Origin of the sequence: Pseudomonas sivasensis (assembly GCF_021391435.1) — a bacterium.
Classification (GTDB): domain Bacteria; phylum Pseudomonadota; class Gammaproteobacteria; order Pseudomonadales; family Pseudomonadaceae; genus Aquipseudomonas; species Aquipseudomonas sivasensis.
The window spans coordinates 4698174-4711554 of the sequence record NZ_CP090029.1; the positions used below are offsets into that span (position 1 = coordinate 4698174).

Here is a 13381-nt window from a genome sequence, read left to right on the forward strand (position 1 = left end):
CCTTCGTCGAATAGTAACCGACCGCAACGGGCCAGCATTCTCACTAAAGGATTAAACCCATCCTCTTTGCAGGGTGCATCATAGCTGGCTTTGCCTCAAAAAAGGGGCGAAAAGCCATCCCAGCTTATGGCTATAGCATCGTAATCGTTACGTGCTTATGACAAAACGATCATTGAATCCGTGTGACCTATTGGTTAGAACTCAACACAGGTTGGCGCCGTAACGACGCCAACACCTAGGCTCGCCACGCCGGCAGCGAGCCCACCAACGGCAGAAAAACTCTGCCCGGCCTCAGACGAGGCCGAAGGATATCAAGACAGTCAACAAGTGAGGGAAACACCCTATGAGAAGACTTAAGCGTGATCCGTTGGAAAGAGCTTTTTTACGCGGATATCAATATGGCGTTCATGGCAAATCCCGTGAGCTTTGCCCATTTACTCTACCGTCGGTACGCCAAGCCTGGATCAACGGCTGGCGAGAAGGACGAGGCGACAACTGGGACGGTATGACTGGCACTGCGGGAATCCACAGACTCAACGAACTTCACGCCGTCGGCTAATCAAGGGCACTTAATTCCGACACCACCACGAATAGATTACGACTTAACCACGCACGCCCTCTCAAGGCGGCGGGCTTCGGCCCAGGGGCTCCTTTTAAGGAGCCCTTTTTATTGGGCGATCCTTCAACGCAATGCTGCGATCGCATCCACCGATTGACGAATAAGTGCCGGGCCTTTGTAGATAAACCCGGAGTACAACTGCACCAGGCTCGCGCCGGCAGCGATCTTCTCGGCTGCGTGCTTGCCTTCGGTGATACCGCCCACTGCAATGATCGGCAAACGCCCGGCCAACTCAGCAGCCAACACCTTGACGATATGGGTGCTCTTGTCCCGCACCGGCGCACCTGACAGGCCACCGGCTTCGTCGCCATGGGCCAACCCTTCGACGCCGACACGGCTGAGGGTGGTGTTGGTAGCGATCACTGCGTCCATACCCGAATCCACCAGGGCTTGGGCCACCAGTACGGTTTCCTCGTCACTCATGTCCGGGGCGATCTTGATGGCCAGCGGCACGCGCTTGCCATGGCGCACTGCCAAATCTTCCTGGCGCTGGCGCAGGGCTTCGAGCAATTGCTTGAGGGAGTCACCGAACTGCAGGCTGCGCAAGCCCGGTGTGTTCGGCGAGCTGACGTTGACGGTGATATAGCTGGCGTGGGCGTAGACCTTGTCCAGGCAGATCAGGTAATCGTCCACCGCTCGCTCAACCGGTGTATCAAAATTCTTGCCGATATTGATGCCGAGGATGCCCTTGTACTTCGCAGCCTCAACCCGCGACAGCAGATGATCGACGCCGAGGTTGTTGAAACCCATGCGGTTGATGATCGCCTCGGCTTCAGGCAGGCGGAAGATCCGCGGCTTGGGGTTACCGGGCTGCGGCCGTGGCGTCACGGTGCCGATCTCGACAAAACCGAAACCCAGTTGCGCGAAGCCATCGATGGCCGCGCCGTTCTTGTCCAGGCCGGCGGCCAGTCCGACCGGGTTGGGGAAGTCGAGCCCCATCACTGATACCGGCATTTTTGCGGGTGCCTTGCACACCAGGCCGTTGAGCCCCAGGCGGCCACCGGCGCCGATCAGGTCCAGGGACAGATCGTGGGAGGTTTCCGGGGAGAGTTTGAACAACAGCTGGCGGGCCAGGGTATACATGGGCGGGCTAGACTCGGATGGCGGCGAAAGGTGGCGGCGATTATAGCCGGGGTGACGGGGTGCACGCGAGGCGTGCTACCCAAACATCAATAGCGCTGCTGTACGAGCAACTCATAGCGTGCCCAAATTTTCTCTGCATAGCGCATGCGCAATGCGTCGCGCTGAGGGCCTGAGCCGGCGCCAACATTGTAGGAACCTACCGCCGTCCAGTTGTAGCCAAAGCGCTGAATGAAATCGGCCAGTATGGAAGCGCCTACTTCCACTGAGAGGCACGGCTCACTCAACAGCCGCTCCTCGGTAATGCCCAGCTTGAGCAAGCGGGGCAAATGGATACTGTTGATCTGCATCAGGCCGATGTCACGCGTACCATTTTGGTTTGCGTGGTTGATCGCATCTGCACGAAACCCCGACTCCACGGCAGCGATAGCCTGCAGCAATTCAGGCTCGATACCGTAGCGACTGGCGGTTTCCTCCCAGCAGTAGGCAAACGCCTGGTTTGCGCTGATCAATAGGCCGAGCAACAGCAGCCTGCGCCACAGCTTAGCCACGCCTGAGCTGGCCACAGGCCGAACACAGGTGCTGCGCGGCATCCGTATGCCCGGCCCCATGCCGCTCAACGTTCACCGGACAGGTGAAGCGATACCCACGACCGTAGATGGTCTTGATAAAACCCTTGTCGGCTCCAAGATGCTTGCGCAGCGAGTAAATGCAACGGGTCAGTGACTCCTCCGCGACCTCCCCTTGTGGCCAGGCCAGTTCAAGCAAATGATCCTTGGTCATCAGGACACCGCCAGAGGCAAGCAGCAACCGCAAAACATGCAGCTCCTTGGGCGGCAACTGAACATCGCTGACTTTACCGCTTAGACGACCATCGCCATGCAGTATCCACTGGGAGAAATACAGGGAAGTCGCAGTCAACCCATCATTCACGACGGCCATATCCACCTCGGCATCCGACTCATTCCTTATTTCCAGTACTGGCTCTTGTGCCCACGTCATGACTATAAAAAACCGCCTTGCAGCCCACGCTAGGAAAAAACCCATACAGCCGCCGCTTTTCAGCATCACCCTGTAAGACCGTTCATTTACAACTGTCAGATGCCCCTTTTCGATAGACCTCGTGCAATTCAATCCCCAGGCGATCCTCCAACTGCACCAACTCCCCCAACGCCAATAGCCGGCCGTTAACCCGAACCTCCACGCAGTGGTTGATTCCAGGCGCCAATGGCAGCACCTTCCCAGGCGCAAAGGCTGAAAGGCGCCTGAAACTGACCAGTTGTTCCTGTAGAAGAATTTCCATATGCACGGGTTAGCACCTTTTTCACGGAGAGATATCGCGACCCGGGTGCACAAACGCACGTTGCACTCGTTCGTATTGCGCCGCAGTCAACGGCGGCGCACCAACGCCTGCCGGTAAGGCCTTCTCGCTACCCATGGCCCGGGACTGAATCACAAACAGACGAACCTTGGCCGAGCCATTTGATACGGCGTTTCGTCCCTGCTCATTGGCCTCACGGCTAAACGGCCCCAACCACAGGCGCTTGCCCTGCGGCACTTGCACCACGCTACTGACACTCACCCGTCCGACCGCGCTCGGTTTGCCGCGCCGACCTACCTGGCTCATCTGGCGACCATCCTCAACGTGGAGAAGCATCTCGATCTGATTCGCTTCGGCAAAACGCGGCAACACGCTGACTTGGGAGCCGTAATGCACAGGCTTCCAATCAGCATGATCCTGTCCGGGAGCGGGCAGATAGAAGGTGTGGTTATCCTGAAATACCGCTGGCACGTTCTCTTGGGTGAGAATCACCGGTAACGTCATCACTTTCGCTCGCCGCCGATGCTCCAGCGTGGCGATTTGCGCCATCAAGCGGTTATCGTCAATCGGTTCCAGGATTCGCGTGGCCTGACCCTTCGCCTCCTTATCCCAGGCAGGCTCCAGTTTTTTCAGGTCGTCACGCTCCACGTCCACCATCCAGAGCGAGACTTCGACAGACCGCTTGGGTGTGTCCAACTCGGCGATCAATCGCTCGATGAATCCCAATTGCTCAGGTTCGCCCTTGATCAGCAGGCTGTTGGTATCCAAATAGGGGATCACCACCAGACTCTTGTCGGCCAGTGGTCCGTCCTCCTCAGACGCCAGCAGGGTGTCGATCAGCGACGCGATCCCCGGCACCGTGACCTTTTCCGGGCCCATGGAGTACACCCGGTCAGCAACATGGGTGTTGAGTACCTGGACGACAGCAAACGCCTGGGTACCCACGCGCAAATCAGCACGTTCAAGGTCCATCAATTGGGCCAGTTGCAACACCTGATCGACATAATTAGGCGGACCCGACACGGAGAATGTCCGAGCTCCGCTGATCCTAAGGGGGTAGCGCGTTTCATCAACCCCAGAGCGGCGCATGAGGGCACGAAACCTGTCGACGGATATATGCAACAACGTCACGGTCGAGCTTTTTGCTTCGCTGACGTCATAGATGTAGAGCGCCTGCCCGTCGCCGTACCAGATCAAGCCGTATTGCAATGCAAGCGTCTCCAGGGCGTGTTGAGGTGTATCGAGGTCAATGACTTCACTGATGCGTGTGCGCGCCACTTCACTGCTCACGACAATGGGCAGGCCCATAGGCACGGACAAGGCAGTAAAGACGGTATGCAGGCTCTCGTCCTGCGCCTGATAGGTTTCGCCATGGGCATCGGCACCTCCCAGCATCAGCGCGGCAAGCAGTAGCCAGAGGCAGGGAGTCGTTAAGGGAAAGTCAGCGTACACCGTAGGTTTCCTGGGCGGCCTGGCAGTGAGAGGCGGCCATACTGAGAGGCCGTCCATTTTCAATCTTGATGGAAAGGTGACGGCCGACAGCGCTTCCAGGCCCGTGGCATGTGCCTTGCTTTGCACTCGGTATCAGAGCGCACTCCAACGGCGGAGCGAGCTTACGGACAAAGGCGTCGTTACCCGCAATGGCCTTGCATCGCCATCTGAGGGAACGGCGCTTTTTTTTGAAAGAAAAGGTAGGTGTTGATGAACGATTCGGTTGGCAGCAGCCCGACAAGAGACCCACTGGCCTGGGTCAACGGCAGTGATGCTCCGGAAAAGAGCAGCCTCGACCTGGGCTTCATGGCTTTGAGCGACTGCGCCTCCCTGGTGGTGGCGGCAACCCAGGGCTTCGCTCAACCTTATGGCCTGACGCTAAACCTCAAGCGCCAATCCTCGTGGGCCAACCTGCGGGACAAACTGGTCAGCGGTGAACTGGACGCCGCCCACAGCCTGTACGGGTTGATCTATGCCGTTCACCTGGGCATCGGCGGCGTCGCACCCACCGACATGGCGGTGCTGATGGGATTGAATCAGAACGGTCAAAGCATCAACCTGTCCCACGCCCTGCAACGACAAGGGGTGGTCACTCCTGAGGCATTGGATCGCCACGTGCACCAAAGCCGAACAAAACTGACCTTCGCACAGACCTTTCCCACAGGCACCCACGCCATGTGGTTGTACTACTGGCTCGCAAGTCAGGGCATTCATCCGTTACAGGATGTGGACAGCGTCGTGGTACCGCCCCCACAAATGGTTGCGCACCTGCAAGCTGGTCGGATTGATGGCTTTTGCGTCGGAGAACCCTGGAGTGCCAGCGCAGTCGCGCAAAACCAGGGCTTTACACTGGCAACCACCCAAGCGATCTGGCCGAACCATCCAGAAAAGGTGCTCGGCTGCACACAGGCCTTCGTCGACCAATACCCCAACACCGCCCGCGTATTGGTCATGGCTATCCTCGAAGCCAGCCGCTTTATTGAAGAAAGTATCGAAAACCGGCGTTCCACCGCGCAGTTGCTCAGCGGCCGCGAGTACCTTGACGCGCCTCTCGACTGCATCGAACCCCGCCTGCTGGGCATTTATGACGATGGCCTGGGCAACCACTGGCAGGATCCCCATGCCCTGCGCTTTTTCGCCGATGGCGAAGTGAACCTGCCATATCTCTGCGATGGCATGTGGTTCATGACCCAGTTTCGACGCTGGGGCCTGCTGCGCGAAGACCCTGATTACCTGGGCGTTGCCCGCCAGGTCCAGCAACTGGCGCTGTATCGCCAGGCGGCAGACGCGCTGGGCATCAATGCGCAACGCCAGGACATGCGCAGCAGCCAACTGATCGACGGCAAGGTGTGGGACGGCTCGGACCCCGTCGGCTACGCCCGCAGTTTCCGATTGCATGCCATCGCCGACCACGCCAACCGCCAAGCCTTGCGCTGACAGGAGCACTTCTATGCTGCGAATCCTGTTGATCAATGACACCCCGCGCAAGGTCGGGCGCCTGCGTACGGCGCTGATCGAAGCTGGCTTCGAGGTGATCGATGAGTCCGGCCTGACCATCGACTTGCCGGCACGCGTCGAAACAGTGCGCCCGGATGTGATTCTGATCGATACCGAGTCACCGGGCCGCGATGTGATGGAGCAAGTGGTGCTCGTCAGCCGCGACCAGCCCCGGCCTATCGTGATGTTTACCGACGAGCACGACCCGAACGTGATGCGCCAGGCCATCAAGTCCGGTGTCAGTGCCTATATCGTCGAGGGCATCCAGGCCCAGCGCCTGCAACCGATCCTCGACGTGGCCATGGCCCGCTTTGAAAGCGACCAGGCCTTGCGCGCCCAGCTTCAGGCGCGGGACCAGCAGTTGGCCGAGCGCAAGCGCATCGAACTGGCCAAGGGCATGCTGATGAAAATGAAGGCCTGTAATGAGGAAGAGGCCTACACACTGATGCGCCGCCAAGCCATGAGCCGCCAACAGAAACTGATCCAAGTGGCAGAGCAAATCATCGCCATGAGTGAACTGCTCGGCTGATGTGGCGCGGGACTTGCTAAACAATCATCACAGGTAACCAACGGCGGTTGCCCCTCCACGACAAAGACGTCGCACATCCGGTTTGCCCTCGCGAACCCGATGGCGGCGTTTTTTCGTTTTGGCCCCAGCAGCACGGGGCCGGTGGGGCGGCCTCAGCCGGCTGCTCCATCACTAGGCCTTCTTACAAGACTCCCAACCGTTGAGGTGCGTGATGAAATCAAGCTTCTGGAAATCCGGGCACACCCCGACCCTGTTTGCCGCGTTCCTGTATTTCGATCTGAGCTTCATGGTCTGGTATTTGTTGGGCCCGCTGGCGGTACAGATTTCCGCCGACTTGCACCTGACCACTCAACAACGCGGCTTGATGGTGGCGACACCGATCCTTGCGGGCGCTGTGTTGCGCTTCCTGATGGGCATGCTGGCGGACAAGCTATCCCCAAAGACAGCCGGGCTGATTGGCCAGGTGATTGTGATTGTCGCGTTGTTCGGCGCCTGGAAACTGGGGGTTCACAGCTACGAACAAGCCTTGTTGCTAGGGCTGTTCCTCGGTATGGCCGGCGCATCCTTTGCAGTGGCGTTGCCGTTGGCGTCCCAGTGGTATCCAGCCGAACACCAGGGCAAGGCCATGGGCATCGCCGGCGCCGGTAATTCGGGCACAGTGTTCGCTGCATTGTTGGCCCCGGTACTGGCGGCGGCCTTTGGCTGGAGCAACGTGTTCGGCTTCGCACTGATTCCGCTGATCCTGACCCTGATCGTGTTCGCCTGGCTCGCGAAAAATGCGCCTGAACGCGCTAAAGCCAAGTCCATGGCTGATTACTTCAAGGCTCTGGGCGACCGCGACAGTTGGTGGTTCATGTTTTTCTACAGCGTGACCTTCGGTGGATTTATCGGCCTGGCCAGCGCCCTGCCCGGCTATTTCAACGATCAATACGGCCTGAGCCCCATGACCGCCGGCTACTACACCGCCGCCTGCGTGTTCGGTGGCAGCCTGATGCGCCCACTGGGCGGCGCCTTGGCCGACCGTTTCGGCGGGATCCGCACACTGCTCGGCATGTACAGCGTCGCAGCAATTTGCATCGCGGCAGTCGGTTTCAACCTGCCCAGTTCCTACGCGGCGCTGGCGCTTTTCGTCTGCACCATGCTCGGTTTGGGCGCAGGCAATGGCGCTGTGTTCCAACTGGTACCACAGCGTTTTCGCCGTGAGATCGGCGTGATGACCGGCCTGATTGGCATGGCCGGCGGCATCGGCGGTTTCGCCCTGGCGGCGGGCATGGGTGCGATCAAGCAGAGCACCGGAAGCTATCAATTGGCCTTGTGGTTGTTCGCGAGCCTGGGCGTATTGGCCTGGTTCGGTCTGCATGGCGTCAAGCGCCGCTGGAGAACTACTTGGGGTTCGGCCGCTGTGACCGCCGCGCGCGTCTGATGAGCCTGCAACTGAGCATCGCCCACGCCAGTGCCATCGGCCCACGGGCGGAAAACCAGGATGCGCTGCGGGTGGTTACCCCCGCTGCGGAACTGGCGGCGAGCAAAGGCTATCTGTGCGCCATGGCCGACGGCGTGAGCCAGTGTGCAGACGGTGGCCTGGCCGCCCGATCAACTCTGCAGGCCCTGGCCCTGGATTACTACGCCACGCCGCAAACCTGGGGCGTGGCACAGGCACTGGAGCGGTTGCTACTCGCACAGAACCGCTGGCTGCAGGCCAATGGGGGAGGTCAACCGTTGCTGACCACCCTCAGCGCCTTGGTCTTTCGCGGCCAGCGCTTCACCCTGGCCCATGTCGGCGATTGCCGGGCATATCGCTGGCTGGACGGCGAGTTGCAGCGCATCAGCGAAGACCATGTGTGGGAACAGCCGGGCATGCAGCATGTTCTCAAGCGTGCCCTTGGCCTGGATCAACATCTGGTCCTGGATTTTCTCGACGGTCAATTGCGCGAGGGTGAGTGTTTCCTGCTGCTCAGCGATGGCGTGTGGGCGACCCTGGCCGATCACAGCATCAGCGCGATCCTGCGTGAACAAACCGACCTCGACCTGGCGGTAAGCACCCTGATCAACGCCGCGCATCTGGCGGGTAGCCAGGACAATGCCAGCGCCCTGCTGGTGCGTGTCGACACGGTCGGCGAGGCCACGCTCGGTGACGCCTTGGTGCAGCTGCAGCAATGGCCCTTGCCACCGCCACTCAAAGCCGGGCAACACTTTGAAGGTTGGCAGGTCGACGCCGTCCTGGCACACAGCAGGCAGTCATTGTTGTACCGGGTACGCGATGCCCAGCAGCAACCCTGGCTGCTGAAAACGCTGCCCCTGAGCCGCGATAATGACAGCGACGGCGGTCAGGCATTGTTGTCGGAAGAATGGTTTCTGCGACGGGTTGCCGGGCGGGCGTTTCCGGAAGTCCATACGGCCAGCGGGCGTCAGCATTTGTACTACGTGATGCGTGAATATCCCGGTATGACCCTCGCCGAGCTCTTTCAGCGCCAGGGCCCACTGCCCCTGGCGCAATGGCAGTCCGTCGCCGAGCGTTTGCTGCGCGCGGTGGGCATGCTGCATCGACGGCAGATCCTGCACCGCGATATCAAGCCGGAAAACCTGCTGCTGGGGGACGACGGAGAATTGCGAGTATTGGATTTCGGTCTGGCGTATTGCTCGGGCCTGTCAGAGGATCGCGCCCATGTGCTGCCCGGCACTCCGAGCTTTATCGCGCCTGAGGCGTTCAATGGCGACCGTCCTACAGCACAACAGGATTTATATAGCGTTGGTGTGACGCTGTATTTCCTGCTGACCGGGCACTACCCCTACGGTGAAATCGAAGCTTTCCAACGACCTAGATTTGCCCAATCCGTCACCGCCAGCCGCTATCGTCCGGACCTCCCGGACTGGCTCCCTCTGAGCCTGGAACGCGCGGTGGCAGCGCAGCCCGCGCATCGCTACGAGACTGCCGAGGAATGGCTGCTGGTGCTGGAGCAGGCTGATCGCCAAGAGCTGAGCATCCGTCCGAAGCCACTCCTTGAGCGCGAACCTTTGAAGGTTTGGCGCACCTTGGGCCTGGTCTCGATGCTGATCAATCTGATTCTTCTGTATTCACTCTTTCATAGCTGACGTCAGCTCTAGACGAGGAAAAACACATGAACGCAAAAGTCTGGCTGGTGGGCGCAGGCCCCGGCGACCCAGAACTGTTGACCCTCAAAGCCGTACGGGCAATGAACGAAGCCGATGTAGTGTTGATCGATGATTTGGTCAACCCGGCCGTACTGGAGCACTGCGCCGAGGCTCGTGTGATTACCGTGGGTAAACGCGGTGGCTGCCGCTCAACCCCGCAGGATTTTATCCATCGCCTGATGCTGCGTTACGCCCGCCAAGGCAAGTGCGTGGTGCGGCTCAAAGGTGGCGATCCGTGCATTTTCGGACGCGGTGGTGAAGAGGCCATGTGGCTGCGCGAGCGTGGCGTCGAGGTGGAGTTGGTCAACGGGATCACCGCAGGGCTGGCGGGTGCGACGAACTGCGCGATTCCTCTGACATTGCGCGGTGTCAGCCGCGGCGTGACGTTGGTCACGGCCCACACTCAAGACGACAGCAGCGTTAATTGGCGCGCGCTGGCAGAAGGTGGAACGACATTGGTGGTGTACATGGGCGTGGCCAAGCTGGAGGAGATTCGCCAGCAATTGCTCGGAGGCGGGATGGCAGCTGATATGCCAGTGGCGATGATCGAAAATGCATCACTGCCCCAGCAGCGCGAATGCCGTAGTGAGCTGTCACGCATGCACGAGGATGCTCATTCCTTTGCCTTGAAGAGCCCTGCAATCCTGGTGATTGGCAGTGTTGCCGCCACCGACCAAGTGGCCTACATCACGGCAGCGGCCAGTGCCTGAGGCAAATTCCAGGCGAAAAAAAGCCCGGCCTGAGCCGGGCTTTTTTCTACTCAGTAATTACTGAGCTTGAGCTTCAACCGACGCTTCTACGCGACGGTTAACAGCACGACCTGCTTCAGTTGCGTTGTCAGCAACTGGGCGGGATTCGCCGTAACCAACAGCAGTTACACGGCTAGGAGCAACGCCGTCTTTAACCAGGACTTGCTTAACAGCGTCAGCACGACGCTGGGACAGCTTCTGGTTGTAAGCGTCTGGACCTACGGAGTCAGTGTGACCAGCAACTTCTACGTTGGTAGCTGGGTACTGAGCCATGAAGTCGGCCAGGTTTTTCACGTCGCCGTAGCTGTTAGGCTTAACAACGGATTTGTCGAAGTCGAACTTAACGTCCAGCTCAACACGAACAACCTGAGCAACTGGAGCTTCTGGCTCTGGAGTTGGCTCTGGAGCTGGTGCTGGAGTAGGAGCTGGAGCAGCTGCGCCAGCGTTACCGCCGAAGTTTACGCCCAGGCCGACCAGTGCGGAGTAGTCCCACTTGCCGTTGTCCAGACCGTAGTCAGCTTCAACACCGGCACGAGCGTACAGGTTGTTGGTGAAGTAGTACTTCACGCCAGTACCGACGGTAGCGAAAGTGGTCTGATCGCGACCGCTGTGGCCGTCAGCTTGTACGTTGCCACGGCTCTGGTGGCCGAAACCGCCTTCAACGTATGGACGCAGGCTGTCAACACCAGCTTGACCGAAGTGATACTGGGCAACCAGGCTGCCGGTATCGCCTTTGATCTTCTGGCTACCAGTACCGTCGTTCGAACGGGTGTGGTTGGTTTTGTCGTAGGACAAGTTCAAGGACAGGTCGTCGGTCAGGAAGTAACCGATGCGAGCGCCAGGATTGAAGCCGTCTTCGATGTGCTTGACGCTATCGTTGTACTGCTTCTTGTAGAACAGCTCGCCTTCAACTGCGCCTTGGCCTTGTGCCAGAACGCCGAAAGAAGTTGCGGCAATAAGAGAACCAATGGCCAAGCCCAAGGTGTTTTTCAGTTTCATCCGTTAAATCCCCATCTGGTGATTGTAAAGCAGTCCCACAAACCGGGGGACAACTCGGCGACAAGTCTAACAGAACTTGCCTACACGTAAGAGATATTTGCCACGCACTAAGTTTCAGTCTCGCCCGCAAATTTCTCACGTAATTTATCTAGAGCACGTTTGTAACGCATTTTTGTAGCACTCAAACCCATGTGCATGATGTCAGCGATTTCCTGGAACTCGAGCTCTGCGACAAATCGCAGCACCAGAATTTCCCGGTCAATCGGGTTCACATACACCAGCCAGCGATCGAGTCCGCCCTTTTCCTCGGGTGCCGGCGACTTCTCTTCAGTCGCCTCCTCAAGGGGGTCCAGACTCAAAGCGTCCATCAAGCGACGCTTTCGCCGTTCCTTCCGATACTGCGTGATGCACTCGTTGTACGTGATGCTGTAGAGCCAGGTCTTGAACTTCGATTTACCCTCAAAGTTCTTCAGGCCGTACAACACCTTGAGCATCACTTCCTGACAGACATCGTCCGCATCTCTATCGTTCCCTAAATACCTTGAACAAACGTTGAACAGAGTGCGTTGATATCTGCGCATCAATTCTTCGTACGCGCGAGTGACGTGAAACAGCTCCGTGTGCGAGCGCGCGACCAACTCCTCATCAGAGAGCTCACGGGGGTCATAGCGCGTGGACAGCGTTTGGGCTTTATTCAAAACAAGTCGTGCCGACAGTCAGGTCAATGTCCGCTACAGCCCGGTCAGCCGAGCTTGCGGCGGCGTACATTAGCAGGGTTTACCGGATTAGCGGCTACTGACCTGCTGCTCCAGGAGAATCCGATTGGACAACGACACCAGGTCACCGTCATCGGTCAGCACCGTCGTCTTGACCGTGCCGATCTCCTCGATTTGCCCTTCGACCTCGCCTACACGCACCTGTTGCCCAACTTGATACAGCTCGCGCACATAGATTCCCGCAAGAATCTGACCCGCAATTTCCCGGCTTCCCAAGCCCATGGCCAGCGCAACGGCCAGACCAACGGTAATCAAAACGATCACAATTACATGGTTGAGCAGGTCAGTCTTGACCTCCAACTGGCTGATCGCGACCGAAATACTGATGATGATCACCAACCCCTGGGCAATTCGCCCCAGGCCAGCAGCATAATCCAGCCCCACGCCTTCGGCAGCGCCGCGCACCAGCCCATTGGCCAGTTGCGCCAGCAGAACACCTACCAGCAGTACCAGCGCGCCGCCGAAAACTTTCGGTAAATACAGCGCCAGCATGTCGAGCGTAGCTGAAACTCGCTCAAGTCCAAGGGATTGAGCCGCAGAAACCAGAAAAATCAGCAAAACGAACCAATAGACGATCTTACCGATCAACGTGGAGATCGGCACTTGCAGCCCGGCACGCCCCAGCAGCTTGGTCAGGCCAGTGCCTGCCATCAGGCGATCAAGCCCGAGTTTAGCGAGCAATTTGGACAGCAGGGTATCGAGCAGCTTGGCCACGACAAAGCCCAGCAATACCAGGACCAGAGCACCAAACAGGTTGGGAATGAAGTTCGCCACCTTGGTCCACAATGCGGTCATTGCAGTGACCAGGCTCTGGGTCCAGAGATCAAGTTCCATATTCAATCAGCCTTATCAGCAGTGCGAGCAAGAGGTTTACGACGGGAAACCGGTGAAACGTGGGCCGAACCGTTGTTCAAGGCCATCATCAACGCCGGCACCCAGCGGCCGAGCAGACCGAACAGGTCACCCGCGCCCACCTGGCGGTTAGCGGTTTTCAACACGCGGCCCAGGCAGGCATCGTCGTCACGGTTGGACGGCGAGGCATTGAGCATGTCACGTAAAGACTGTTCGAACGGATCGTGCATAAAGACCTCTCGCAAGTGTTTTAAAGACGAGGGGAAAATTCCTGGGGTCACATAGGACCCTTCCTACATTCAGGTGATATTCAGC

At 58.7% G+C, this 13381-nt stretch carries 15 protein-coding genes; 6 read left to right on the top strand and 9 right to left on the bottom strand.

Translation table 11 applies throughout. The features are described 5' to 3' along the window. The first annotated feature begins 343 nt into the window (after window positions 1-343). Window positions 344-559 carry a ribosome modulation factor gene (gene rmf / locus LRO94_RS21155; protein WP_002553055.1) on the top strand — a complete coding sequence of 72 codons (216 nt, stop codon included), beginning with the start codon at window positions 344-346 and terminating at the stop codon, window positions 557-559. A gap of 123 nt (window positions 560-682) precedes the next feature. Here rmf and LRO94_RS21160 read toward each other — a convergent pair whose 3' ends face one another. The 5 genes from LRO94_RS21160 to sctC form a co-directional block, all read right to left on the bottom strand. Then, window positions 683-1702 carry a quinone-dependent dihydroorotate dehydrogenase gene (locus LRO94_RS21160; protein WP_179180021.1) on the bottom strand — a complete coding sequence of 340 codons (1020 nt, stop codon included), beginning with the start codon at window positions 1700-1702 and terminating at the stop codon, window positions 683-685. Window positions 1703-1788: 86 nt separating this feature from the next. Next, window positions 1789-2250 carry a transglycosylase SLT domain-containing protein gene (locus LRO94_RS21165; RefSeq protein WP_032888087.1) on the bottom strand — a complete coding sequence of 154 codons (462 nt, stop codon included), beginning with the start codon at window positions 2248-2250 and terminating at the stop codon, window positions 1789-1791. Next, window positions 2243-2641: a winged helix-turn-helix domain-containing protein gene (locus tag LRO94_RS21170; RefSeq protein ID WP_032888085.1), complete on the bottom strand. Its 399-nt coding sequence runs from the start codon at window positions 2639-2641 to the stop codon at window positions 2243-2245. The genes LRO94_RS21165 and LRO94_RS21170 overlap by 8 nt, the downstream gene beginning before the upstream one ends. A 142-nt stretch (window positions 2642-2783) precedes the next feature. Further along, window positions 2784-3008 (bottom strand): FliM/FliN family flagellar motor switch protein, encoded by a 225-nt coding sequence (locus LRO94_RS21175; RefSeq protein WP_032887609.1) that lies wholly within the window; start codon window positions 3006-3008, stop codon window positions 2784-2786. A gap of 15 nt (window positions 3009-3023) precedes the next feature. After that, window positions 3024-4472 carry a type III secretion system outer membrane ring subunit SctC gene (gene sctC / locus LRO94_RS21180; protein ID WP_032887607.1) on the bottom strand — a complete coding sequence of 483 codons (1449 nt, stop codon included), beginning with the start codon at window positions 4470-4472 and terminating at the stop codon, window positions 3024-3026. Window positions 4473-4721: 249 nt separating this feature from the next. Between sctC and LRO94_RS21185 the strand changes: the two genes are divergently transcribed. The 5 genes from LRO94_RS21185 (at window position 4722) to cobA (ending at window position 10400) form a co-directional block, all read left to right on the top strand. Continuing rightward, window positions 4722-5948 carry a CmpA/NrtA family ABC transporter substrate-binding protein gene (locus LRO94_RS21185; protein ID WP_032887605.1) on the top strand — a complete coding sequence of 409 codons (1227 nt, stop codon included), beginning with the start codon at window positions 4722-4724 and terminating at the stop codon, window positions 5946-5948. A gap of 13 nt (window positions 5949-5961) precedes the next feature. Further along, on the top strand, window positions 5962-6537 hold the full coding sequence (locus LRO94_RS21190) for an ANTAR domain-containing response regulator (protein WP_032887604.1): 576 nt from the start codon (window positions 5962-5964) through the stop codon (window positions 6535-6537). A gap of 211 nt (window positions 6538-6748) precedes the next feature. Then, window positions 6749-7960 carry a nitrate/nitrite transporter gene (locus tag LRO94_RS21195; RefSeq protein WP_032887602.1) on the top strand — a complete coding sequence of 404 codons (1212 nt, stop codon included), beginning with the start codon at window positions 6749-6751 and terminating at the stop codon, window positions 7958-7960. Beyond that, the gene (locus tag LRO94_RS21200) at window positions 7960-9630 is read left to right on the top strand and encodes a bifunctional protein-serine/threonine kinase/phosphatase (RefSeq protein ID WP_032888083.1); all 1671 of its coding nucleotides are present in this window, start codon (window positions 7960-7962) and stop codon (window positions 9628-9630) included. The genes LRO94_RS21195 and LRO94_RS21200 overlap by 1 nt, the downstream gene beginning before the upstream one ends. Before the next feature lie 26 nt (window positions 9631-9656). After that, window positions 9657-10400, top strand: a complete 744-nt coding sequence (cobA, locus tag LRO94_RS21205; protein WP_032887600.1) for a uroporphyrinogen-III C-methyltransferase — start codon at window positions 9657-9659, stop codon at window positions 10398-10400. A gap of 57 nt (window positions 10401-10457) precedes the next feature. Here the strand turns inward: cobA and LRO94_RS21210 are convergent, their stop codons facing one another. The 4 genes from LRO94_RS21210 to LRO94_RS21225 form a co-directional block, all read right to left on the bottom strand. Next, window positions 10458-11438: an OmpA family protein gene (locus tag LRO94_RS21210; protein ID WP_032887598.1), complete on the bottom strand. Its 981-nt coding sequence runs from the start codon at window positions 11436-11438 to the stop codon at window positions 10458-10460. A 107-nt stretch (window positions 11439-11545) separates the two neighbouring features. After that, window positions 11546-12136: an RNA polymerase sigma factor SigX gene (gene sigX / locus LRO94_RS21215; protein WP_032887596.1), complete on the bottom strand. Its 591-nt coding sequence runs from the start codon at window positions 12134-12136 to the stop codon at window positions 11546-11548. A gap of 87 nt (window positions 12137-12223) precedes the next feature. Beyond that, window positions 12224-13048: a mechanosensitive ion channel family protein gene (locus LRO94_RS21220; protein ID WP_003175519.1), complete on the bottom strand. Its 825-nt coding sequence runs from the start codon at window positions 13046-13048 to the stop codon at window positions 12224-12226. Window positions 13049-13050: 2 nt separating this feature from the next. After that, window positions 13051-13296 carry a hypothetical protein gene (locus tag LRO94_RS21225; RefSeq protein ID WP_025854229.1) on the bottom strand — a complete coding sequence of 82 codons (246 nt, stop codon included), beginning with the start codon at window positions 13294-13296 and terminating at the stop codon, window positions 13051-13053. Window positions 13297-13381 lie beyond the last annotated feature (85 nt).

What these genes read in the sequence shown, in the direction of transcription:
- rmf (WP_002553055.1), top strand. Translation starts at nt 344, where the DNA reads ATGAGAAGACTTAAGCGTGATCCGTTGGAAAGAGCTTTTTTACGCGGA.
- LRO94_RS21160 (WP_179180021.1), bottom strand. Translation starts at nt 1,702, where the DNA reads ATGTATACCCTGGCCCGCCAGCTGTTGTTCAAACTCTCCCCGGAAACC.
- LRO94_RS21170 (WP_032888085.1), bottom strand. Translation starts at nt 2,641, where the DNA reads ATGGCCGTCGTGAATGATGGGTTGACTGCGACTTCCCTGTATTTCTCC.
- LRO94_RS21185 (WP_032887605.1), top strand. Translation starts at nt 4,722, where the DNA reads ATGAACGATTCGGTTGGCAGCAGCCCGACAAGAGACCCACTGGCCTGG.
- LRO94_RS21190 (WP_032887604.1), top strand. Translation starts at nt 5,962, where the DNA reads ATGCTGCGAATCCTGTTGATCAATGACACCCCGCGCAAGGTCGGGCGC.
- LRO94_RS21195 (WP_032887602.1), top strand. Translation starts at nt 6,749, where the DNA reads ATGAAATCAAGCTTCTGGAAATCCGGGCACACCCCGACCCTGTTTGCC.
- LRO94_RS21200 (WP_032888083.1), top strand. Translation starts at nt 7,960, where the DNA reads ATGAGCCTGCAACTGAGCATCGCCCACGCCAGTGCCATCGGCCCACGG.
- cobA (WP_032887600.1), top strand. Translation starts at nt 9,657, where the DNA reads ATGAACGCAAAAGTCTGGCTGGTGGGCGCAGGCCCCGGCGACCCAGAA.
- LRO94_RS21210 (WP_032887598.1), bottom strand. Translation starts at nt 11,438, where the DNA reads ATGAAACTGAAAAACACCTTGGGCTTGGCCATTGGTTCTCTTATTGCC.
- LRO94_RS21220 (WP_003175519.1), bottom strand. Translation starts at nt 13,048, where the DNA reads ATGGAACTTGATCTCTGGACCCAGAGCCTGGTCACTGCAATGACCGCA.
- LRO94_RS21225 (WP_025854229.1), bottom strand. Translation starts at nt 13,296, where the DNA reads ATGCACGATCCGTTCGAACAGTCTTTACGTGACATGCTCAATGCCTCG.